This is a genomic window from Arcticibacter pallidicorallinus (assembly GCF_003002875.1).
In the GTDB taxonomy this organism is placed as follows: Bacteria; Bacteroidota; Bacteroidia; order Sphingobacteriales; family Sphingobacteriaceae; genus Arcticibacter; species Arcticibacter pallidicorallinus.
Genome location: NZ_PVTH01000004.1, coordinates 445289 through 469042, shown reverse-complemented (window position 1 = coordinate 469042; position 23754 = coordinate 445289). Strand labels below are relative to the sequence as shown.

General features: G+C 46.6%; 19 protein-coding genes. 10 read left to right on the top strand and 9 right to left on the bottom strand.

Annotation, left to right across the window (positions count from 1 at the left end; genetic code table 11):
• Window positions 1–113: 113 nt before the first annotated feature.
• The 5 genes from B0I27_RS09170 to B0I27_RS09150 all read left to right on the top strand — a co-directional run bounded on the left by B0I27_RS09170 (window position 114) and on the right by B0I27_RS09150 (window position 5337).
• Window positions 114–1547 (top strand): alpha-L-fucosidase, encoded by a 1434-nt coding sequence (locus B0I27_RS09170; protein ID WP_106292928.1) that lies wholly within the window; start codon window positions 114–116, stop codon window positions 1545–1547.
• Window positions 1548–1570: 23 nt separating this feature from the next.
• Window positions 1571–3103 (top strand): DUF4955 domain-containing protein, encoded by a 1533-nt coding sequence (locus B0I27_RS09165; RefSeq protein WP_245925471.1) that lies wholly within the window; start codon window positions 1571–1573, stop codon window positions 3101–3103.
• Between the two features lie 16 nt (window positions 3104–3119).
• Window positions 3120–3455 carry an L-rhamnose mutarotase gene (locus B0I27_RS09160; RefSeq protein ID WP_106292927.1) on the top strand — a complete coding sequence of 112 codons (336 nt, stop codon included), beginning with the start codon at window positions 3120–3122 and terminating at the stop codon, window positions 3453–3455.
• Window positions 3456–3483: 28 nt separating this feature from the next.
• Window positions 3484–3978: a DUF6705 family protein gene (locus B0I27_RS09155; RefSeq protein WP_146133108.1), complete on the top strand. Its 495-nt coding sequence runs from the start codon at window positions 3484–3486 to the stop codon at window positions 3976–3978.
• Between the two features lie 105 nt (window positions 3979–4083).
• Window positions 4084–5337: a tagaturonate epimerase family protein gene (locus B0I27_RS09150; RefSeq protein ID WP_106292925.1), complete on the top strand. Its 1254-nt coding sequence runs from the start codon at window positions 4084–4086 to the stop codon at window positions 5335–5337.
• Between the two features lie 74 nt (window positions 5338–5411).
• Here B0I27_RS09150 and B0I27_RS09145 read toward each other — a convergent pair whose 3' ends face one another.
• From B0I27_RS09145 to sucC, 4 genes are all read right to left on the bottom strand, one after another.
• On the bottom strand, window positions 5412–5882 hold the full coding sequence (locus B0I27_RS09145; protein ID WP_106292924.1) for a hypothetical protein: 471 nt from the start codon (window positions 5880–5882) through the stop codon (window positions 5412–5414).
• Complete coding sequence (locus B0I27_RS09140) at window positions 5879–6439, bottom strand: Panacea domain-containing protein (RefSeq protein ID WP_106292923.1); 561 nt, start codon at window positions 6437–6439, stop codon at window positions 5879–5881. The genes B0I27_RS09145 and B0I27_RS09140 overlap by 4 nt, the downstream gene beginning before the upstream one ends.
• 58 nt (window positions 6440–6497) lie before the next feature.
• Window positions 6498–8774 (bottom strand): monovalent cation:proton antiporter family protein, encoded by a 2277-nt coding sequence (locus tag B0I27_RS09135; protein WP_106292922.1) that lies wholly within the window; start codon window positions 8772–8774, stop codon window positions 6498–6500.
• 212 nt (window positions 8775–8986) lie between these two features.
• Complete coding sequence (gene sucC, locus B0I27_RS09130) at window positions 8987–10186, bottom strand: ADP-forming succinate--CoA ligase subunit beta (RefSeq protein ID WP_106292921.1); 1200 nt, start codon at window positions 10184–10186, stop codon at window positions 8987–8989.
• A 94-nt stretch (window positions 10187–10280) separates the two neighbouring features.
• Between sucC and B0I27_RS09125 the strand changes: the two genes are divergently transcribed.
• The 4 genes from B0I27_RS09125 to B0I27_RS09110 are packed head-to-tail and all read left to right on the top strand — an operon-like array spanning window position 10281 to window position 13336.
• Window positions 10281–10937, top strand: coding sequence for an ABC transporter ATP-binding protein (locus B0I27_RS09125; RefSeq protein ID WP_106292920.1), 657 nt, complete (start codon window positions 10281–10283; stop codon window positions 10935–10937).
• A 3-nt stretch (window positions 10938–10940) separates the two neighbouring features.
• Complete coding sequence (locus B0I27_RS09120; RefSeq protein ID WP_106292919.1) at window positions 10941–11264, top strand: ATP-grasp domain-containing protein; 324 nt, start codon at window positions 10941–10943, stop codon at window positions 11262–11264.
• Window positions 11264–11866: an HAD hydrolase-like protein gene (locus tag B0I27_RS09115; RefSeq protein ID WP_106292918.1), complete on the top strand. Its 603-nt coding sequence runs from the start codon at window positions 11264–11266 to the stop codon at window positions 11864–11866. The genes B0I27_RS09120 and B0I27_RS09115 overlap by 1 nt, the downstream gene beginning before the upstream one ends.
• Before the next feature lie 30 nt (window positions 11867–11896).
• Complete coding sequence (locus B0I27_RS09110; protein WP_106292917.1) at window positions 11897–13336, top strand: S41 family peptidase; 1440 nt, start codon at window positions 11897–11899, stop codon at window positions 13334–13336.
• On the opposite strand, the gene smc is transcribed toward B0I27_RS09110, so the two are convergent.
• Entirely contained in the window at window positions 13320–16862 is a 3543-nt protein-coding gene (gene smc / locus B0I27_RS09105) for a chromosome segregation protein SMC (protein WP_106292916.1), read from the bottom strand. The two genes, B0I27_RS09110 and smc, sit on opposite strands and share 17 nt — an antisense overlap.
• A 109-nt stretch (window positions 16863–16971) precedes the next feature.
• Between smc and B0I27_RS09100 the strand changes: the two genes are divergently transcribed.
• Complete coding sequence (locus tag B0I27_RS09100) at window positions 16972–17421, top strand: hypothetical protein (RefSeq protein ID WP_106292915.1); 450 nt, start codon at window positions 16972–16974, stop codon at window positions 17419–17421.
• Here B0I27_RS09100 and B0I27_RS09095 read toward each other — a convergent pair.
• The 4 genes from B0I27_RS09095 to B0I27_RS09075 form a co-directional block, all read right to left on the bottom strand.
• Window positions 17412–18056 (bottom strand): ATP-binding cassette domain-containing protein, encoded by a 645-nt coding sequence (locus tag B0I27_RS09095; RefSeq protein WP_106292914.1) that lies wholly within the window; start codon window positions 18054–18056, stop codon window positions 17412–17414. The genes B0I27_RS09100 and B0I27_RS09095 overlap by 10 nt on opposite strands.
• A gap of 326 nt (window positions 18057–18382) precedes the next feature.
• On the bottom strand, window positions 18383–19054 hold the full coding sequence (locus tag B0I27_RS09085) for an N-acetylmuramoyl-L-alanine amidase (protein ID WP_106292912.1): 672 nt from the start codon (window positions 19052–19054) through the stop codon (window positions 18383–18385).
• A gap of 1 nt (window position 19055) precedes the next feature.
• Entirely contained in the window at window positions 19056–20600 is a 1545-nt protein-coding gene (locus tag B0I27_RS09080; RefSeq protein WP_181276725.1) for a SusD/RagB family nutrient-binding outer membrane lipoprotein, read from the bottom strand.
• Window positions 20601–20623: 23 nt separating this feature from the next.
• On the bottom strand, window positions 20624–23671 hold the full coding sequence (locus B0I27_RS09075; protein ID WP_106292910.1) for a SusC/RagA family TonB-linked outer membrane protein: 3048 nt from the start codon (window positions 23669–23671) through the stop codon (window positions 20624–20626).
• Window positions 23672–23754: the final 83 nt, after the last annotated feature.

The following is a 23754-nucleotide window of genomic DNA, read 5'->3' as shown; positions in this document are numbered from 1 at the left end:
TACCGAGACACAAAAATTAGATTCTGTACTAAATGAATGGATGTTATTAAATCCATCCATTCACTTAAATCCCCCTGAAATGCCAGTAGTCAACCAATGTTATCTTTTAAAAAATGTTTAAGAAAGCCGGACTCCTTCTCTTGATGGCTGCATTTGCAACCTCCTCACTCTATGCTCAACCAGATTTGTCCAAAGAAGAACGTATGAAATGGTGGAGAGAAGCCCGTTTTGGGATGTTCATCCATTTTGGCGTTTATGCGCAGATGGCAGGGGAATACCGCGGGCACCAGCAGGCCAAGGGCGGTGCGGAATGGATCATGAATAGAATGAAGGTTCCGGTGCAGGAATACCGGTCGATAGCGCGGCAGTTCAATCCTGTAAAATTTGATGCGAATGAGTGGGTCAAGACGGCTAAAGAGGCAGGTATGAAGTACATCGTCATCACGGCTAAGCATCATGATGGCTTTGCGCTGTTTGATTCCAAGGCATCGGACTGGGATATTACAGACGCGACGCCTTATGGGAAGGACTTGCTGAAGCCCCTAGCCGAAGCCTGTAAAAGGCATGGGATGAAACTGGGCCTTTATTACTCTCAGGCGCAGGATTGGGTAAATCCCGGTGGTTCTGCAGCCAGGAAAGAAATGCGAGAGGGCTGGTCAAATCCGGATAGTACAAAAATTGACAACTATACAAGAGATCATCTGGGACATTGGGATCTGGTGCAGGAAACAAAAACCTTTGATCAATATATCGATCAGGTTGCCGTACCGCAGCTGCGCGAGCTGATGACCAATTATGGCGAGATCGCTGTTCTCTGGTGGGATACTCCTACACGTATGACTGATGATGCTGCCATGAAATTGACAGAGGTTCTCAAATTACAACCTCAGATTATCACCAACGACCGTTTAAAACGACCGAACTTCCCTGGGGATACCAGAACGCCGGAACAAAAAATACCGAGTCAGGCTGAGCTTGACGGAAAGGACTGGGAAACGTGCATGACGATGAACCGGACCTGGGGATACAGGAAAACGGACACCAGTTGGAAATCCGCGGAAGCGCTTGTCCGCAATTTAGTGGAGTCTGCCTCCAAGGGCGGCAATTATCTCTTGAATGTCGGACCGAAGCCCGACGGCTCTTTTCCGCAGGAAAGCGTAGAGAGGCTGCAGGCAATGGGTGCCTGGATGAAAATAAACGGTGAAGCGATCTATGCTACAAAAAGAAATCCGCTGCAGGCGGTGAATTGGGGCTGTATTACCCGGAAAGATAGTGGCAAGAATACTGTTTTATATCTTACCGTGTTTGAATGGCCCAGAGGAGAAACGCTTATGTTGCCGCGGCTGACAAACAAGGTTGTATCAGCAACTGTTTTGGGGAGTCCGCTGAAGGTGAGTACGACGGCGGCAGATGGAAATATTTATGTGAGCGTTTCCGGTAAGCAGGCATTAGCTGTCGCACCCGTTATCAGATTGGAGGTCGAAGGTTATATAGAGAATATCACAACAGCACCGGCAAGTCAAATGAAGACCGGCGAGCTGGACTAATTTAATTATCTGTATTAAATGATATGATGAAGAAGATCAGTTCAATATCTTGTTTATTTCTGGTGCTGACCTTTCCGGTTTTTGCGCAGCAGGTAGCCCCCTTGTGGGAAGATTTTATCAAAGCTAAAAAGACCGGAGCGACACCAATTCTGCCCGATTTTTCTTATGCCGGCTACCACTTTTCAGAACGGTCCATCCCGGATCAATTGAAGAAACCCCGGTTTAATGTGGTCGATTATGGAGCGAAGCCGGATGATGCACAGTATGACGATGAAGGGATCCAACGGGCTGTGTATGCTGCGGAGAAGAACCCCTCGGGGGGCGTCGTGTTTTTTCCTCCTGGAAAATACCTGCTGGCGGCGGATCATGATAGTACAAAGTATATCCGTATCTCGAAAAGCAACATCGTATTGAAAGGAAGTGGAAGCGGGGCCGGAGGTACGGAAATATTTCAGGACAAAATGCGGATCCATGGCAGGCAAATCCAGTTCAAGCCATCTTCTACAAATTCCAGGCGGCTGACAACCATTACCGGGAATGCTAGTCGTGAGAGTTTTTGGGTTGAAGTGGCTGATGCATCATCCTTGAAAGCAGGGCAGGATGTAGTGATTTATCACAGGAGTGAAGAGTCTACGAAAGCGTATTTCGCGCCTCTTCAACTTAAAGCCCAGTGGACAAGGTTATTCGGTCCGAATGGAGGTATGCTGATCCATGAAATTCACACCATTGAAAGAATTGAGGGCAAGCGCGTGAAATTTAAGAACCCTATTCATTTTGATCTGAAAATAGTCAGCAGCAAACCCTTTGAGCTACGGACATATTCCTCCATAGAAGAATGTGGGGTTGAAGACATTCTCTTCAGCAGTAACTGGAAGACTTATCCGGAAGCATTTGTTCATCATAAGAACGCTATACATGATTATGCCTGGGAAGCTATAGGCATGGAGAATGTGAAGAACAGCTGGGTGAGAAACTGTGTCTTTAACGACTGGAACGAAGCGTTGTACATTAGAAGTGGCTATCAGGTAAGTGTTCTCGATGTCGACTTTACAGGCAAAAAGGCCCATGCGTCCGTACATGCCAGAACCGGATATGGTGTGCTTATCAAGAATTGCAATTTCAATAATGCGCAGCATCATGGCGCAGGTACCGGATACAGTGCTTCGGGTACGGTGATCACACAATGTACATTGGGCACCGATCAGAATATAGATATACATTCGGGACAGCCCCTGGCTACCTTATATGACCAGATAAAAGGTGGCGTATTTTTTAATCTCGGGGGACCAGAGCCGGGTTATCCACATCACGGTAAACAGCTCGTCTTGTGGAATTTTCAGCACAGTTCTGAAAAGGATCAGCATTATAATTTCTGGGATCCGGGCAGGCGGCGCAATTTCACCATTGCAGAACCTATTTTAGTAGGGTTTCAGTCAGACCGTAGTGTGACTTTCGAAAATACGGGAACAAACCAGATGCAGGGAAAGATGGTCAAGCCAGAATCGCTCTTTGAAGCACAACTTTTGTTCCGCCTGAAAGGGGAGCACCGATTATAAATTTATTACCAGAGAGATGACGAGATATTGTATGACGCTGGATCTTAAAGATGATCCTAAGCTTGTGGACGAATATGTGCGATGGCATAGGGAAGTATGGGATGAGGTGAAAGACAGTCTTCTGCAGTCGGGTGTATCCGGACTGGAGATCTACCTCCTTGGCAACCGTTTGTGCATGATCATGGAGACGGATGATTCTTTCAGCTTTGAACGTAAAGCGGAAATGGATGCTGCAAATGTTAGGGTGCAGGAATGGGAGGAGCTGATGTGGAGATACCAGCAAGCTTTGCCGGGTGCGAAGCCGGGGGAGAAATGGATGTTGATGGAGAATATATTTTCGCTTGCAGGCTAAACTTAATCCATACAAAGCGTTATCAGCGATGAAAATTAAACTAATTTTAATTGGTTTACTCCTTGCAAATAATTTGCTGGGTCAGGAAACGCAGAGAATGGAAACGTTCTCTGACGGAAGTGTGCTAGTGACTGACAGCGCTCTTGATTTTTTTGTTGGATCATGGATGTGGAAGCGCGGAGCAACAAGTATAAAAATGGTAATTCATAAGAAGAGAGTCAATATAGGATCGACAACAAAAGCTATGGAAGCGGATATCCTTGTAGGTGGTTATCAGTATCTGAAGGATGGGAAAGAAGTGTTGAATACGCTTGAATCTTTTCCACTGTCAGGTATAGCACGTGATGCTAATACTATAGTGTTTAGTGTCATAAATCCTGACCAATCCATTACAGAGCTTGAATTTATTAAGAAATCGAGCACTACCGCCCTATTTATTCTTGGAGATGGGAAAAGAGAACTGCAAAGAATGAAAAAAGAGTACCCATTGAAAACTAACATTCTGTTAGAGAGAATAAACTGAGCGTCTATTAACTCCTTGGTTAAATATGAGTCTCGTGTTAGCTGGCCTTTGAACGCTAGTAGAAGAATAGTAATAACCTTTTAGCTTATAGGTTGTTGTGTTTACATGAAGTTAGAAAAGTACTCCTTCGGTATGGGCGATCGTTTTGCGCAGCAGGGCGAAGCACAGTTGAAAGCAGTTTTGAAAGCTAAGGATAGGGGAGTGGCCATCACACCTGTCTGGAATAAATCGTATCGGGAACACAAGACGGTAAACACCTCTCCTCCGGAGTTGCGAGCGGAGGCCGATGCGGCGGTAAAAGCTTTGGGTTGGACCGGGCCTTATCGCGTAGACGCCGATCATATCACCATGGATACTGTAGACGCTTTTATCGAATCGTCTGATTTCTTCACCATGGATGTTGCTAATTACATTGGGAAGCATGCTCCTGAAGAGCTCATGCAGGATTTTATCGATCGACGCCGAAAATACATAGGAGAGATATCCATTCCCGGGATAAGTGAGCGATTGATCGTAACAGAAGAGACTTTGCGTGATATAGCCGGCAAGTTTTTGCTTGCGGCCATGGAAGCTGGTAAGCTTTATGCGCATATAGCAAAAGCGAAAGGCAAAGATAATTTCATCGCGGAAGTGTCCATGGACGAAGTGAATGATCCTCAAACTCCTGTAGAGCTGTTTTTTATTCTGAGTGCCCTGGCGGACTATCATGTGAAAGCGCAAACCATTGCTCCTAAGTTCAGCGGCCGGTTTAATAAGGGAGTTGACTACGTGGGAGATTTGCAGCAGTTTGCTAAGGAGTTTGAAGAAGATATTCTCGTGATCAAATATGCGATAAAGGAATTCGGTTTACCGGATAACTTAAAGCTGAGTGTACACTCGGGAAGCGACAAATTCTCTATTTACCAGCCAATTAACCGGTTGATAAAAAAGCATGATGCGGGTATACATCTGAAAACGGCCGGAACAACCTGGCTTGAAGAAGTTATTGGGCTTTCGGAAGCGGGCAATGAGGCTCTTGAATTGGTGAAAGATATCTATAGCAGTGCCCTGGGTCGATTTGACGAACTGTGCGGACCGTATGCTGCTGTTATTGATGTGCAACGCGATAGGTTACCGAGCGCTGAAGAAGTGAATTCATGGAGCGCTGAGAAATTAGCCAACACCATTCGCCATGATCAGCAGCATCCGGATTTTAATCCTGACCTCAGGCAGTTGCTGCATGTGGCTTATAAGGTTGCTGGTGAGAATGGGGATCGTTATTATGCGGCTTTGAGAAAGTATAAAGATATAGTCGCACCCCATGTAACCGGGAATTTGCATGACAGGCATATTGTTCCGCTGTTTCTGGAGCGGGAGTAGTAATTCTTTGTATGACGGGCGGCAAACGCCGGAAGTTGGGAGACGGAGGGGGACATTGCAGGACAAAGCAGAATTCAACAATTGCGCTTATAAGAATAATCCGTACGTTTTTTCAAACTTGGTTTGATGGTTCTGGCGGATTTAATAAGACTCCTGATCTGTTTCATATCCTGTTCAGAAACATTTCCAAGATTCCGGTCCGGAGAGACGCCGATAATACCTGCTAGAAAAGCTTTCTTCAAAACGTGCAGGCTGGAACAATCCACGTGGGAATTGTGATCAAGGTAACTGCGCCCTTCCTGAATGAATTCCGGGTTAAGATCTTGCAATTCTTTAGTTGGGAATACATTGATATTCAATTTGCTATTGATATATACGGTGACGACAGAAATATGATCATAAGATTCGCCCACGATAATCAGTCGTTTTTCTTTGGGTGGATGGGTGTCTAAAACATAGGTCCGTATAACCGTTCCAATCACTAACTTATCTAATGCGAATCGCGCATGTTCCTCATCTCCTAAGCTATCGGCAAGAGAACTCATGTCAGTCTGGACGAAGAGTTTTCAGACTGCATACTGATGTAGGATAGCATTTCTTCGGAAGCGCCTGCTGCTCGCGCCATATCGAGGTAAGACATTTCAATGTCCTCGTTCTTTTCAGCTTTATCCCAGGCGGTATCATGAGATTTCTCTACGAGTTCCTTAAATTTCAACTTGCCGTTTTCAGCTACTGAGATCGTTAGTACTTCCAGGTCGGATTCAGAGAGTTCGTCCATATCGGGCTCTATGACGCCGGTAACCATCGGCGTATTACCTTGCCTGGATACCTTAAACGCGCCGCTTCTTGCTGTTGCCTCATCAAATGGTGAGTTGCCTTTTTCTGCTGCTTTAAAAACGTCATAAAGAAATGATGGAACTGGACCAAACCGCATCGCTTGGTAAGAATCACCGGTCAGTGGTCTTCCATAGGACTTCAGATGAAGTTGTTCTGCAAAATATAGAATTTTGAAGACTTTATGGTAATCCGAGATACCGACCTGCTGCAGGACATAAAGTGCAGCATGAACTGCTTTGTCTTTATCGGTGATGAATTCAAACATATTGGCTTATCAAAGATACATATTTATTAGATAGATACTAAATAAGTTAGTTCTATGCTTACCCGCTCGTATTCAGCAACTGAATTTTCTTCTTTTCACCTACGATCCAGACGATATCACCCCATTCGAATACAGTAGTGGAGTTGGGGTTGAGCATGCGTTCGTTGTTTCGCTCTATGCCTACAACCAGGCCGTTTGTGCGTTCTCTGATGCCGGAGTTGCGGACGGTGAGGCCTTTGAGTTTGTTATGCTCGTCGACGACGATCTTCTGGACAACGATATTTTCTACTGCCTGGTCAGAGAACTCCGCTTGTTCTTTGGCGTCGAATACCGGCTTAAAGGCTTGCATCTGCTCGTCGGTGGCAATAATGCCGACCTGGTCAAAGGGTAAAAGCTTGTTGAAACGGCCGGGAGCATAGATGAGTCGGTCGCCACGCTTGATATAGGCGATGTTGATACCGTATTGTTCGCGCCAGGATAGTTCGTCAAGCGTTTTTCCGATGTATTCGGCATGCTGACTTACTTCCAGGTCAACCATGTGGGCATCCCAGGGTGAGAGCGAGGCGGCATCGGGGTTGAATTCGCGGTGAAGGATGTTCTCCTTTTGGGAGATGACATCGGCTTCAGCGATGTCCCTCGCATTCAGGTTGGAGAGGAACCTGCCTTCCAGGCGCTGATGGAATTTCTGGATCCGCTGGGAAAAGAGGATCAGGATAGTGGAAACTACAGGGATAGCAACCATCAGGGCGATCGCCGTCGGGAATAGTTTGTTGACCCAGAAACCGATCAGGAGTATCCCCACTACAATTCGCACGAATTCCAATACCAGAAGAGGACCCCGGTTATATCTCTTGTTCAGCCAAAGCTCTTTATAAGCCATATTATGCGGCCTCTTGGCCATTAGTGCCCAGAGAAATGGCGTGGCAATACCAAATGAAACCACCAAGGCTATGACGCTTCTTGTGATATCGTTGGCGATGGCCTGATCAAGGAAGGGAACAAGAAAATTGATTGACAGCAACATTAATGCAAGAAGGATAATGCCGTTGGTAAAGGCAATGCTTGAGTATGCTTTTAAAACCACCTTCCATTCATTCTCTGCCTGAATATTCTGGGTGCTGGTAGAATAGGTGTTCAGGGTCGTTACCCATTTCTCAGGCAGGGTGCGCTGAAGGAAGTTATAGAATGGCTCCGAGTACTTAATCATGTAAGGTGTGGTGAAGGTGGTGATCGCAGATGCACCAACGGCAACGGGGAAAAGGAAATCGCTGATTACACCGAGTGACAGACCCAGGGTAGCTACGATAAACGCGAACTCCCCGATCTGCGCCATACTCATACCCACTTGCACGGATTGTTTTAATGGCTGTCCGGATAATAGTGCTCCCAGGGTAGTGCTGAACAGCTTTCCGAACAGGGTTAGCAAGGTAACAATGACGACCGTCCAGCCATGCTCCATAATGGTGACGGGATCAATCAGCATACCTACCGATACAAAGAATATAGCGCCGAAGAAGTTCTTTATAGGTAAGGTGATGTGTTCGACTTTCTCTGCTGAAGTGGTTTCTGCGAGGATGGAGCCCATAATGAAAGCACCCAGTTCTGCTGAGAAACCAACCTGGGTAGCGACAACCACCATACCCAGGCAGAGGCCGATAGATAGTATCAGCAGTGTCTCATCGTCAAGGACGCTCTTGGCTTTTCGGAGTAAGGTCGGGATCAGGAAAATTCCGGCAAGGAACCATAGGATAAGAAAGAAGAAGAGTTTTCCGACGGTGAACAGCATTTCCGTTCCTTCGAACTGCTTCGTTACGGCTACGGTGGATAGTAATACCATCAGGAGGATGACCACGATGTCTTCCACGACGAGGACCCCGAAGACGATCCGTGCGTACTGCTTGGTTTTGACCCCGAGCTCATCAAAGGCTTTGATAATGATCGTAGTAGAGGAGCTCGCCAGCATACCTCCGAGGAAGAGACTGTCCATGGTCGACCAGCCCATCCATTGACCGAGGAAGTATCCGGCCAGTGTGATGAAGATAATTTCGACAAAGGCGGTGATGGATGCCGAGCCTCCCACCCGGACGAGCTTCTTAAAGCTGAACTCAAGACCCAGACTGAATAGCAGGAATATAACGCCTATGTCTGCGAAGGTTTTCACATTTTCGGTATCCGCTACGCTGGGGGTTAATGAGAGGTAGGGGCCGACTACCAGACCTGCTATGATATAACCTAAAACCAGAGGTTGCTTAATGCTTTTAAAAAGTATGGTCACGAAGGCCGCGACGATTAAGATTAATGCTAAGTCCTCTATAAGTTTTGGTAAATGTCCCATTCAGTAAAATTGTGTGTGATCGCGACCTAATTTAATAAATTCCGGGGCGTTTGTGAAAACATCGGAGCTTTTTTACGGCTGAATGGCTAAAGTTCCATGGCAAAAGTGAAGGCAGGAGAGGGAGGCGGGATGATATTTAGCCAGATGATATGACGTAAAAAAAGGACGGCTCCTGTCGGATACCGTCCTTTCAAATTATAAGACCGTAAGAATTAAGCTTCTTCAGCCAATACTTTAGTCACCAGGTCAGCAGCTTCCTTTAAAAGGATTGCTGAGAATACCTGAAGACCTGACTCGTCGATTAATTTTTTCGCTTCCTCAGCGTTTGTTCCCTGTAGACGAACGATGATCGGTACGCGGATATTTCCAAGTTCCTGATAAGCATCGATTACACCCTGGGCAACACGGTCACAACGTACGATACCGCCGAAGATGTTGATCAGGATAGCTTTTACGTTAGGATCCTGAAGGATGATATTAAATGCCGCTTTTACAGTTTGTGCGTTGGCCGTTCCACCTACGTCAAGGAAGTTAGCCGGCTCACCACCCGCAAGTTTAATGATATCCATGGTTGCCATGGCAAGACCTGCACCGTTAACCATACAACCCACGTTTCCGTCAAGCTTTACGAAGTTCAGGTTTGATTTGCTTGCTTCCACTTCCATCGGATCTTCTTCAGACTCGTCGCGAAGTTCAGCATACTCCTTGTGACGGAATAAACCGTTATCGTCCAGGTTCACTTTAGCATCAACAGCAAGGATCTTGTTGTCGGACGTTTTAAGAACCGGGTTGATTTCAAACATTGCCGAATCAGTTTCTTCGTACGCTTTGTAAAGCGCAGTAACGAACTTGGTCATTTCTTTCATCGCTGCACCGCTTAACCCCAGGTTATATGCGATACGGCTTGCCTGAAACGGGCGAAGACCTAACTGCGGATCGATTTCTTCTTTGAAAATGAGGTGAGGAGTGGTTTCAGCTACGTGCTCAATATCCATTCCGCCTTCTGTAGAGTACATGATGATGTTGCGTCCTTTTGCACGGTCAAGCAACACACTGATGTAGTATTCTTTTGGTTCAGTCTCTCCCGGATAGTAAACATCCTGAGCAACGAGAACTTTATTTACTTTCTTACCTTCTGGACCAGTTTGAGGGGTTACCAGTTGCATACCGATGATCTGCTCTGCCCTTTCTTTTACCTCTTCAAGGTTCTTCGCCAGCTTTACACCACCGCCTTTACCACGGCCACCTGCATGAATCTGAGCTTTAATTACTACCCAGTCAGAGTTAAAATCTTCTTTCAGCTTCTTAGCCGCTTCAACTGCGTGCTCGGGGGTATCAGCAACGATACCTTCCTGAACTCTGACACCGAAGCTCTTCAGTATTGCTTTGCCTTGATATTCGTGAATATTCATTTGTTTTGAAGTTTGCGTGGCGTAAAGCTAATATTTTTTTTCTTTATAGAATACCGAAGACGGGAACATTCATTCTTTTAAGTAATTTCGTCGGATGCTGCAAGCGACAGGAATTTACAAGAAATATGGCAAGCTGGAGATCCTGAAAGGAGTCGATCTGACCGTCGCCAAGGGGGAGATTGTGACCATTCTCGGTGCCTCGGGCGCGGGTAAAAGTACCCTGCTTCATATCGTGGGAACGCTGGATAAATCAGATGCCGGGCAGGTGGTCGTCGACGGGATAAACGTTTCCTCACTTTCGGCCGCCAAGCTAAGTGCTTTTCGTAACCATCGTCTGGGTTTTATCTTTCAGTTTCATCACCTGCTCCCTGAATTTACGGCATTAGAGAATGTATGTATTCCGGCTTTTATCGCTAAAAAGGGAAAGAAGGAATCGCAGGTCCGCGCATTGGAACTGCTGGATTTACTGGGATTGAGCAGCCGGGCAGAACACAAGCCTTCGGAACTTTCGGGTGGTGAGCAGCAGCGGGTGGCGGTAGCACGCGCACTGATCAACAATCCTGCACTGATCCTTGCGGATGAACCTTCGGGAAACCTGGATTCGGAGAACGCACTGAGTTTGCACAGTTTGTTTAAAGATCTGAGGGACCAGTTTAATCAAACCTTCATTATTGTGACGCATAATGAAGAGCTGGGCGAAATGTCAGACCGCAAGGTCTTCATGAAAGATGGATTAATTTTAAGTGAATAGATATTGAATATTCTGATTACCGGAGCAACAACATCAAAGGCCTATCAGCTGGAACGGTTTCTGAACCGTCCGGATGAGATCATTCTGGCCGACTCGGCAGAGCTCCCTGCCTTTCTTTTGAAGAGCAAGCGCTTCCTGAAGATACCGGATGAAAATGCTTCTTCATTCGTCCATGAACTTCTTGCCCTGTGTCTCGATCATGAGGTGGAAGAAGTTTATCCGCTGAGACCGCAGGAGATCGCGGGACTCGCTTCGGCGCGACTGTTATTTGAAGAATACGGGATCAAAGTCATGACGCCCGCTGACTATTCATTGGAGAAAGAGTAATGATTAACTATTCGGATTTCGACCCGTCGAAAAAGGCTTTTATCTTCGAGCTGGATAATGTATTGTATCCGGAGAAGGACTACCTGCTGCAGGTGTATTACCTTTTTGCCAATTTTCTGGAGTATATAGAGACGGTTCCGCCTGCCGGTGATCTCATTGCTTTTATGCAGAAGAGCTATGAACATCAGGGGAAAGAGGGGATCTTTGATAGCGCGCAGGAGGTATTTGGCATTGATGAAAAGTACCGGGAGAACTTTTTGCGTTTGCATCGGGAGGCAAAGCTGCCGCTGAAGCTGCTTCTTTATAAGGAAATGCTTGATCTGCTGCAACAGATTACCGTGGACCGGAAACAGATTTTCCTGGTCACGGCAGGAAATCCGATTCAGCAGTTAAATAAGATCAGACACATGGAGTGGAACGGTCTGGAGAACTACCTGAAGGTGTTTTTTACAGACGAGCTGGAGCCGAAGCCGGCGCCGGGTGTGTTGATCAATATATTGAAGGACAATAGCTTAGATGCTAGCGAGGTGGTTTTGATAGGAACTGCCGGCGATGACGAATTATTTGCAAAAAATGCTGCTATAGAGTTTGTTAGCGTGTAATATTTCCTTTACTTAGAGGAAAATATTGAGATGAAACGAACTTCTTTTTCTTGTCTGCTGCGCTCCTTTTTTGTGCTTTGGCTCTTCGTGTTTACTTTTAGTGCCTGCAAGAAAAGTGAAGGTCCGGAACCGGAACTAAGCCGGGAACAAAAAGAGGGACTTCTAAAGGATTCCGTTTATCTCTATACCAAGTTCGTTTATCTGTGGGAGGATGCTTTACCGAACTCTTTCAACACCAGGCAGTATGACACGGGGGAGGATGTTTTGGACGCGCTTACCCAATTTAAGAAAGATGCGGGCGGACAACCTGTAGACCGCTACAGTTTCCTTGATCGTACGGGGGCAGTATCGGAAGAGATCCAGGAGGGCCTGGCGGGTGACTTTGGTTTTGATCTCCGTTACACTGCTGAGGATGATCTGCGTGTGAAGCTTGTTCAGCCCAATTCTCCGGCAAGTGCGGAGGGACTCGAGAGGAGCTGGCGGATCATAAGTATCAATGGAAACACGAATATCGGTCAGAAGGCCTTATCGTCCAACAACTTCAGGGCGTTGCTTGAGGCATTAGCTGGTAGCTCCATCACACTCAAGCTGAGAAAACCCGATAATGCGGAGGTTACTGTTACCCTTCCACGCAAGCAATATGCTCTCAACCCGATTCCTTTTTCAAAAGTTTATACCACAGGTAACGGTAAGAAGGTCGGTTATTTTGTATTCAACAGCTTTATTTCGATCGAAAATAAAAATATACCTACCGCTACGAAAGTGAAGATCGATGCAGTAATGGCTGATTTTCAAACTGCCGGAGTGAGGGAGATGATCGTGGATCTTCGTTATAATGGAGGAGGATCGGTGCAGACGGCAGAATACCTGACTGACTTGCTGGCGCCGGCAGATGCTAATGGTAAGGTGATGTACACCTACAATATGAACAAGAACCTGGCCGCTGATAAGGATTTTAAAGCGGCGTTCGCGCCGGTTAACATCAGCAAAAAAGGAACGTTGAATCTCAATAATATTTATTTTATTACGACAGGTGGTACCGCCTCAGCGAGTGAGTTGCTGATCAATAGCCTTAAGCCCTATCTGCCGGTATGGGTAATTGGAGAACAATACACCTATGGAAAGCCTGTCGGGTTCTTCCCGATCCCGATTTTTGACACGGAGCTGTATGCTGTTTCGTTTGAGACCTTGAATAGCAAAGGAGAAGGACGTTATTATTCAGGTATTCCGGCTAACAGATCGGAGCGTGATGATCTGCTTGAACCCTTTGGCTCATTAGCCGAAGATTGTCTGGCACAGGCACTCTACCATGCTGAATATGGGAGCTTCGGCACGCGAACAATTGCGGGTGTTTCTTCTATCGAGCGGACGTCTTCTGCCAGAGCCAGTGTATTACTAAATACGGCTCTTGACCGGAAAGGCAATAAGGATATGTTTAAGTTTGACGTTCCGGTTAAGCAACTTCCCTAAGGTCTACCGCAACTACTTTAGATACGCCTTGTTCTACCATGGTTACTCCATAAACGACGTCGGTACTCGCGATGGTTCTTTTGTTGTGAGACACCACGATAAACTGTGAGTCCGCGGAAAACTTGCGGATAATCTTATTGAACTTGTCAATATTGGTATCATCCAGCGGAGCATCGACCTCGTCGAAGACGCAGAATGGAGCAGGTTTCAGCAGATACAGTGAGAAGAGGAGGGCGGTGGCTGTAAGTGTCTTTTCGCCGCCGGATAGCTGATTAATGGACAAAGGCCGCTTTCCTTTAGGGCGGGCGATAATGTCTATATCTGAGTCAAGAGGTGATTGCGGGTTTGACAATATCAGATCGCAGCTGTCTTCTTCGTTGAACAGGGAGCGGAATACACGAACAAAGTTTTCCCTCACCTGCGTGAAAGCGTCCATGAACTTATCGCGTGCCGTGTCATCAATCTCTTTGATCGTAGCCATCAGGGAAGCTTTCGCCTCAGCCAGGTCTTTCTTTTCTTTTTGGATAAAGGTATACCGTTCGGTCATCTCGCGAAAGGCCTCCATGGCCATGGAGTTGATTGCTCCAAAGTCGTCGAGTTGCCTTTTGAGCTTTTGCGTCTTTTCTTTGAGGCTTTCTTCTGACTCTCCTTGCGGAACTTCTGAATCAAGCAAATCCTCGATATCAACAGCGAATTCGACAGAAAGACGTTCCTTGAGGGAGGTAAGCTCCATTCGAAGATCATTCTTTCTTGCAGACAGTTCGGCCGCCAGTTGTTCAGCGTGTTCTTTGTTTTTTCTGAGGGTGCTGATGCTGTTTTCCGTTTCGGTAATCAGAGAACGGGAAGAGAAGTATTCTTTTTCGGATTCGCTTACGCCTTTCTCGAACTCCTCTTTCTGGGCATACATTTTCGCCAGGTCGTCGTCTGATAAGTCAGTATGCTCCAGGATTTCGGTCATAGCAGCTTTGCATTTATCCAGATCAAGGGTGTTGCCGGCCATATTCTTTTCCAGAGATTCCTGCTGGTTCTCACGGTGTTCCAGATCTTTTAAAATGCCCGATACTTTGTTCTGCTGCTGATGGAACCGGATGTTATCCTGGTTGTAATCGTTCGCCTTCTCGTTTACGAGCTCAGCGAGTTCCTGGTAATCCTGCTGCTTTTCCATCAGCTCCAAGCTCATCTCATGTCGCGTTTCTTTCAGCTTCGCTAAAGAAGGCTCTGCAATGCTGAGCTCTTCATTGATGGATTCCATCTTTTGTTCGATATCCTGCTTGCGGTTCTGGCTGTTCTGAATAAAGGTCAGATACTGTTCTTTACGGGTCTGCAGGGTGATACGCTCATTGTTCAGTCGGTTGATATCCTGCTCCAGAAGCCTCACTTCGGTTTTCTTTGAAGATGCTCTTAAGTTATCCAATCGCTGGATTTCCTTTTGGAGTGTGTCTTTAAGGGCTTGGATCTCGACATCAAGGAGCTGTATGTCTTTGCTAAGCTTATCGAGGTTACGTGCCCGGCCAATACGCTTTCCGTCGAAGAGGCCAACGGACCCCCCGGACATGGTCAGGCGGCTCTTGCTATATCTTCCGGTGCTGCTTAGGTAAACAACATTTTGATCAGGTAAGGTTTCGGCGATTCCAGACTCGTCTAGAGAAGTCACCAGATAGACGTTACGAAGCAGCTGGTGACAAAGTCTGTAATATTTTGAGTCGGTTTCAATAATGCTCAGAGCGGGGATGACATTGTCGGGCACCATGGAAACCTTGCCAGGCTCGGGCAGATTTTGCAGGGCGTCCATTATGAAGAAATTTGCTCTGCCTTTAGAAGCGCTGCTCAGGAGCTGTATGGCATGGACCGCTTCGGCCTGTGAATCGACCACATAGTGATTCATGACCGGCTCCAGGTAGTTTTCGATAGCAACGCGGTATTCTTCTTTACAGAAGAGGACATCTGACAATAGTGGTGCCTTTTTCGCCCATGTCGTGTTCTTTTTCAGGAACCGGATGGACTCGGGAAATCCCTCGAGACTATCAACCAGAGACTTTGTCAGGTTATATTCGTTACGAAGTGCATCCAATTTACGGCTTTGTATTGATTGCTGTTCGCGGGTATGGAGAATCGCTTCTTCCGAAAATTTTATCTGATCATTAAGGGATCTTTCAAATTCTTCTAATTCGGAAAATTCCTGGTTTTTTGATTCGAGCTGTTTGTCGAGCGTCTCTATAGCGACATTGAATTCGTTGAGCTCCGCTTCTCTGGACTGCGTGTCTTCAAGGTGACGTTTGCTTTCTTCATAGAGCGCGTCGCGCTGGATCTTCAGGATGGTCAGATCTTTTTCGGTAGTATAAACCTGATTCTGCAGTTCGCTGTTTTGTTTGGCAAACTGGTCAAGCTTGTGCTTTGCCGTTTGCTGCTGAAGGCGCAGCTCGTCGAGCTCCATTTTTCTCGAAGAGAGTGCGGACTCTAAAGTCTGCAGATTTTCCTGTTCTTGAAGGTGCTCTTCGGAAAGGCGCTTGATGTTATATACGACGCTGTCGAGTTGATTTTTATCCTTAAGGAGCTCACTATTCAAACGATCTTCTTTGTCCTGAAGGTGCCTCAGCTGTTCGTTTTTTATCTTCTTTTCATTTTCGAAAGTGCGGATCTTTGAAATGAATTCGTTACTCGCTTTCTGCTGAGCGGAGAGGTTTTTCTCGCGGGTCAGGTTCTCCGTTTTAAGTTCGTGTAGAGAGCCTTCGAGGTTTTCGAGCTTCGTAATCAACGCTGTTCTCTCAGCCAGTTGGTGTTCTTCCTGAGATGCAATGCGGCCGAGGGAGTCGCGGAATCCGGTTATATGGAAAGATGCGAGAGATATACTGAGATTTTTATATTGCTCCTTCAGCTTGTAGTAGCGGTCAGCTTTCTTGGCCTGGTTCTCCAGGGTTTTCATGTTCTTCTCGATTTCGTACAAAAGGTCGTTGACACGGCTGAGATCCGTCTCTGTATCGCGGAGTTTGTTGAAGGTCTGCTTTTTACGCAGCTTGTATTTAGAGATGCCTGAGGCTTCTTCAAAGAGGCCCCTTCTCGATCCTTCCTTGTTGGCGATGATCTCGTCGATCATGCGGAGTTCGATGATGGAGTAGGAGTCAGATCCTATGCCGGTATCAAGGAAGAGGTCATTGATGTCTTTGAGGCGGCACTGTACATCGTTCAGGCGGTATTCACTGTCGCCATTGCGGTATAGTTTACGTGTGATCGTGACATGCGCGAATTCAGTAGGGAGGATGTTTTTAGTATTGTCGAAGGTTAAAGAAACCTCTGCCAATTGGGATGGTTTACGGGTTTTTGTTCCGTTGAAGATGATGTTCTCCATCTTTTCAGAGCGAAGCATCTTTGTGCTTTGCTCGCCAAGTACCCAGCGGATAGCGTCTACGACATTGGATTTACCGCAGCCGTTAGGTCCGGCTATCGCTGTAATCCCCTCGTTAAAATTGATTGTTATTTTATCCCCAAAACTTTTGAAGCCTTTGACTTCCAACCGCGTTAGTTGCATTTCCCCTTATGTTATCCCTCAATCCCCTTACGGGGCGTTTTTTCGAGTGGCAAAGTAATGAAATTACTACGAATTATGAGAATCGGTATTTAAGCCTTAACTTTAAAGGATGGGAGAGTACTTACCGTTTTTGTTCGCCATAGCCTATGTAATATACGGGTTTTACAACAACCTGAAAAAGGCGCAGGAAGAAGCTAAGAAGAGAAATCCGGCGAAACCCTGGGACGCGGCTCAGGGCCCTGAAAAAGAGGAATCGCCTTGGGAAAGGAAAGTTACTCCACCGCCCTCACGGCCTTCGTATACCGAGCCTGAGCCCATTTTGGTAAAAGAGGTCCGTCATCCTGATCATCATGAGCCTAAATATGAGTCGGTTTATCAACAACCTGCTTATGCCGAGTACGTTAAGCCAAAGTCGACGAGAAAACAGAAGAGCGTTATTCCCACTACTGTGACTATATCAGATCGAATCAATAATCTTGATGCAGCCGATATGGCCTATGACTTTAATATGCGGGATGCGGTGATTAAGAAAGCGATATTAGACCGGCCTCAGTATTGAGGAATGTATTGATATAGGATTAGGTCTTCTTCTGTTGTAATGTTGTAGGCAGCGTGATTGTGAAGCAGAACTATGCGATCACTCACTTCCAGTAGGGGCTGATACATGTGGTCTGTGAGAATAATCCCCTTGGTTTCTCCTAATTTGCGAATAATATCCTGTAGGATTTCAACCTGATAGGGTGCGATTTCAGAGAAGGGTTCGTCAAGTAAAATGTAATCAGCCGGTCTGGAAAGGACCCAAAGGCACTCTAGAAAGCGGCGCTCGCCTCCGGAAACATCCGTTAGCTTCATCTTCAATAGGTCTGCGTACTTCTGGCTGATATCATCGCTGATCAGTTGGGGATTGCATTCGGACAATACATCTTTTACCCGGAAAAAGCGGGGCATAAAGTTGTCCTGTGGAAGGTATGCTATTTTTCCTCCGAGGTAGGAACAGGAAATCATTTTACCCTCGAGCGTTAAATGTTTAAATTGAGGGCTCAGCGTGCCGAAAATTACTTTTAGAAGGCTTGACTTGCCACAGCCATTTCGACCCAGCAGGCCAACCACCTCGCCGGGCTTACAGCAGATGTAGCAGCCTGACAAGATATCTTTGCTGCCGAATGCCAATGCAATGCTATCAGCTTCCAGCATATAACAGGCGATTTATGAAAGTCATTACCAGCAAAAATGCGATAAAATCAACGAGGCAAGAGCTTACGTAGAGTCTAGTGGTGCTACAGCCGTTGTTTTGAAAGTAAGGCCAGTACTTTCGAACATCGAAAATACTGGTGTAATATAATATGAGATACAGGGAGGCCTTCACGGCAATAGTGCCAGGAAGTGAAATGGACTCGACATAAACATATAAGGCCGCAATCCATCCAATGGCAAACCAAACGTAGTATAACCGGAAGAATTGCAGATAAATTTTCACCTAAGCAAATTAGGAATTTAATCGTTGTTAAACAACGGTTCAGTTAGGGTGCTCCTTTCAAATGCAGGTCTTTTAAACGTGTTCGGATTTTTCTCATGAATCTCGTCCCTGGGTCTGTTTTTACGGTGAGATAGGAGGAGTCGGTTTCCTTCCAAAGCTCATGTCCTATAAACTTTTGGTATTCATAGTGTCCAATCAGATAGTCGATATTGTATTTTGTTTTTAAGTATCTGACAAGATCTTCGTTTGCCCTTAGCTGTGCCCGGGTCAGGGGGCTTTTACTGCTTCCGACGTTTTCCACGCCGATAGCGCAGTGGTTCAGGCCGATCACATGTCTGGCAAATACTGTATCAGGCAGTAATTGAAAAATGGTGCCATCCCTGTCAATCAGGAATTGCGACGATACATTCAAAGTACTGGCTGAGGAAATGCTTTTTCTGGCTTCCGGCAAGGTAGCTGAATAAAATGCATGGAAAGTACGCTCAATGTCAGGAATCGCCGTCCAGTGCAGAACAACCATTCTGGGTTGAATGGTTGCTCTGTCTTTCTTTATTCCGTGGCGGGTCTGCAGGTATTCAATGGATAATTTTTCTCGCTCATCGTCAAATACTATCGGTTTGTGGAAAATACGAAACGTTGACGAAGAACAGGAAGACAGTAATAACCCAGCCAGGACTAACGATCTCACATACTTATCATATGTTCTTTCTGCCATATTATTCCGGTTGATTCCACCAAAGAGGAGTGAGTAAGCGGAACCTTTCGGAATTGTCGCCAACAGCTTCCGGGTTACGATTTTGTTCGTTGGTTTCGTATACCATGGCCTGGATCCACTGCGTTGGGTTATCGACATCGAATATTACGGCATTGATGTTTGCAGGACGCTGTAAGCCAGGTCCGTAGATCTGCTGACTGTAATCCATTCTTCTCATGTCAACCCATGTTTCAGGATTTAAACATTGCGTGATATACTTTTGCCGCATGATATGGCTTAAGCCCTGAGTCAGATTACCGAAATGGGCATTCACGCCATTGGTTAACTGTGCTTGCCAATACCTGTCTATATCTGCAGCACTGACTCCGAGTTTTCTCATGTTTGCTTTAACTCCTTCTTCATAGGCCACTAGCGCCCCTGGCTGATCTCCGGATCTCAGGCGTGCCTCCGCTTCGATGAGTTTCACTTCGGAGTAGGTAATAAAGGGGAATGGCGAATCCAGATTTGTGTAGTATCCGCTCTGGCTGAATCTGCCGTAGTCATTTTCGGAAGTTTTCTGTCCCGTGCCGTTTTGACCGCCCACGAGACCCGCACCGGGTTTTAATCCTCGATATTGTCCGTCGGAAGTGGCCGGTGTCATGATCTTACTGATCCTGGGATCTTGAAACGCGGTATTAGTGACCGGAAGCGTATTGAGTATGTCAACGAAAAACTGTGTCCAGGCGAAGTATCTCGGGTCGCTTGCACTTGTGAAGCCGCCCCAGCTTGCCCAGGGGTTTTGATCAGTAACCATGGCGCCTTTAATGTAAGCGAACTGTGCATCCATGCCATCCTTGTTGAATGCATTTTGACAAGCCTCAATTATACGTGCGGAGTTGTATAAGCTTGATTTTTTGGAGAGGTGATTCAAGTATCTCGCTTTGAGAGCCCAGGCGAAGCGCTTCCATTTGTCTACATCTCCCTGGTACATGATGTCACCGCCATTGGCGTTTAGACCGGTTTTATTTGAAGGATCATTGAACGCCGCTATGGCCTCGTCCAGCATTTGGTCAATTCGCTGGTAGACGGTCTGCTGATCCTGCATGGTCGGGGTCAGATTGATCTGCGCTTTACCGGAGTAGTATTCATCCAGGACAATTGAGCCATACTGATCAGTGAGCAAGCCGAAATTCATAGCCAGAAGGGTCTTTCCTACTCCCACAAAGTGGGGATTTCCTTCTTCTACGCCCAGATTGATAAGGTCTACACAATTAGGCATGGTAAACACATAAGCGTTTTGCCAGAGGAAATAACTCGCGGTGAAACGCCATGTTTCGGCGTTAAGGTTGGTGCCGGTTTTGAGCTTTGTGGCGCCATATTGCGTTACGCCAGCGATTTCACGTGCTCCCCTCCAGAGGGAAGCTCCGTTTGAAGTGGTAATCGCCCCTGCGATACGACTTGCCGCCGGAACTTTCGTGGGATTGTTGGGGTCCACGTTTACATCAAGATATTTATCGCATGAGCTCACTATGAGTGCAGCAGCTAATAAAAGTATATTTCGTTTCATATGTTGTCTCATCGTTGCAGGTGTTAGAAGGTCAATTTAAGGCCAAAGTCAAATCCACGGGTAGCAGGAACTCCCAGATTGTCGAATCCAAAGGAGCCGGTGCCGCCCACTCCGGCGCCACTGCCGGATACTTCGGGGTCTACACCTGAATAATCGGTAATCAGCACAAGATTGCGGCCCGTTAATGAGAGTTGAAGTGTTTTAAAGGGGGTTTTGGCAAGTAGCGAGGTAGGGAGGCTGTATGCAAAAGTTGCATATCGCAGGCGTGCCCAGCTTCCGTTTTCGACAAAGTCATAACCCTGGTTGGCATAGATAGTTTGATAGTAGTCTTGAGTCAGCTCAACAGATCTAGCATTCGGTTGTCCGGTTGACTCCACAATGCCCTCAAATACCATGCTGCCTCTGTCAAGCGTCTTGCTGCTTAAACCAGAACGAACCAGTGCATTTTGAGTCCCATTATAGATGTCGCCCCCAACTCTGAAGTCCCAAAGGAAGGAAAAGGATGCGTTCTTATACCGGAAGGTGTTCGTTATACCGCCCAACCAGTCCGGATTTCTGTCACCGATCAGTTGATACGTAGACTGAACCTGCGGATAGCCTGTGTCTCCAATGAGTAATACGCCTTCGGCATTCCGTTTCCATACTCTTCCGTTTATTCCGTACATGGTGCCATTCAAAAACGCGGCGCCCTGGGCTGCGTTATTGTCGACCCAGGCGTCAGACAGTTCAACGCGGTCGATATTACCCGGGAGGTTGCTCACTTTAGATCTGTTCATGCTGTAATTTACATCGATCGTCCATTTTAAATCAGTGCTTGTGAGCGCCTGAAAGTTCAGTATAACCTCAGCTCCTTCGTTCTCGATGCGACCGCCGTTTAAATAGGCAAGGAAAGAAGCGGAGGAAGGAGGGGTGCGGATGCTCAATATCTGATCATCGGAATTCGTTTTGTAGTATGTGACATCAAGCCCTAACCTGTTGTTGATGAACTTCAGATCGGCACCAAACTCAATGGAATTGGTGAACTCAGGTCGAAGGGCCGGATTGCCGTAGTTTTCATTCACGTTAGTGATAAAGCCCCGTGGGTTTATTGTGGAAGTATTCGTAGTGGTTCCGAGCGTTGTTGCCAGCACATGCGCAGGGGCGTCTTTACCAACCCTCGCCCACGAAGCGCGGAGTTTGGCGAAGGAAACGAAGTTGTTTTCGGCGGTCGATCCTAATTCTTTCAGAAGATCTGTAAGGATGATAGAGGTGCTTACAGAAGGATAAAAAAATGATCTGTCGCTGACAGGGAGCGTGGACGACCAGTCATTTCTCCCTCTGAAGTTCAGATATATGATTTCTTTCCAATCCAGATTTAAATCTCCGAAGAGGCCGATGATTCGCCTTCTTTCCAGTCGGTTGCTGACAGTCCTGGTGGCGGTAGGCGTGTTATTCAGGCTGGGGAAGGTTGGGTCATAAAAGTTTACTCCCGTGGATGTAGTGGTGTTTCTTCTATAGTCTTCTATGTTGTGTCCTACTGTAAAGCTTGCATTGAATTGGTCTGCAAAAGACTTTTTAACAGTGGCAAGTAATGTAGATGTCGTTACCTGATTTGTGCTGATCGCTTTGGCGATAGCACCTTTTTCTTCACCTGTGACAATTGTTCCTGCGCCGCGTACGCTCTGAAAGTCGTCCGTATAATAGTCGGTTCCCAGGCGGTAGGTGATGTTCAGAAAATCGAAGGGATCATATACGACATTTCCAATCGCCAGAATTCGATTTACATCGCTTGTTATAGGTTTGTTTCGGGTTGTCCAGTATGGATTGTCATTTCCGGTGGTACTTAAAACACGCTGGTTGCCGTTCTCGTCCAGATATTCTTTCATGTTATCGCTGCGAGGCCAGAAAAGTGCACCCATAATGCCATTTGAACTGCCTTGAGAAAAATAGTTCCTGGAAGACTGAATATAATTTGCGCTTGCTCCTACGGTTAGCTTTTTGCCGACCTTTGTGTCTGCGTTAAACCTTGCCGACTTTCTGGCAAAGTCTGTCTTGTCTACAATTCCGCCCTGATCAAATAAGGAGGCGGAGGCATAAAAAGTACTCCTCTCGGTGTTCCCGCTCACCGAGATATCGTGACTTTGGGTAAATCCTGTTTTGAAGAAATCGCCGAGGTTATCATATACAAGATCCGTTGTCGCATATTCCGGACCCCATGAATTGGCTGCAGTAGTGCTGAACGCCCCTCTTTCTCCCTGCTTGTACCGGGATTGGAGCTCCGGCAGTTTGTTGACATTATCAGTTGAAAAAGTTGTGTTGTAAGAGACAGTTGGTGATCCGCCAGACCCTTTCTTTGTGGTGATTACTATAGCACCAGAGGCGGCCCGTATTCCGTATAGCGCAGCTGCTGCGGGACCTTTCAGGACCGTTACGCTTGCAATGTCTTCTGGGTTTAGATCGACTGCTCTGTTGGATGCAGGGGCGACTCCTGCTGCCAGTCCGCCTTGTGAAACCGGAGTGGTATTGTCGACAGGAATACCATCCACTACAAACAGGGGCTGATTATTACCACTAAGGGATGTTCCTCCCCGGATGATTATATTGGAAGACGCTCCGGGTGAGCCTCCTGAATTTGTGATTTGGACACCTGCGGCTTTCCCCTGCAGGGCGTTTACTAAGTTAGGCTGCTGTGATTCTCCAATTTCTCTCGATCCTACATTTTGAGTGGAAAATCCGAGGCTCTTGGTTTGCTGCTCTCGTCCAAAAGCTGTTACGGCTACCTCTTTCAAGGTTGTCGCGTCGGCCTGAAGGCGTACGTCGATGCTTCTTTGTGAGCCGACCCTGATTTCCTGCGTTACCAGCCCAACGAAGCTAAACGTCAGAATCTGCCCCGGGTTTACTCTGATGGAATATCTTCCGTCGTTGCCGGTACCTGTTGCCTGGGTGGTCCCTTTAATTTTGACAGATACGCCCGGTAGCGGAATGTCATCTGTGGCGGAGACCACCCTGCCGTTTACCGTTATCTGTTGTGCCGTAACCCTGGAAAAGCAGATGCTCATTCCAAGTGTTAATAGGAGTAGCAGTTTTCTCATAATGTTGTAGTTTTTCTGGTGAAAGAGATAAGTTGATGTAAGTTAGCGATTCATTGGGAAAGTTTCTTAGTGTTTGTTCGTCT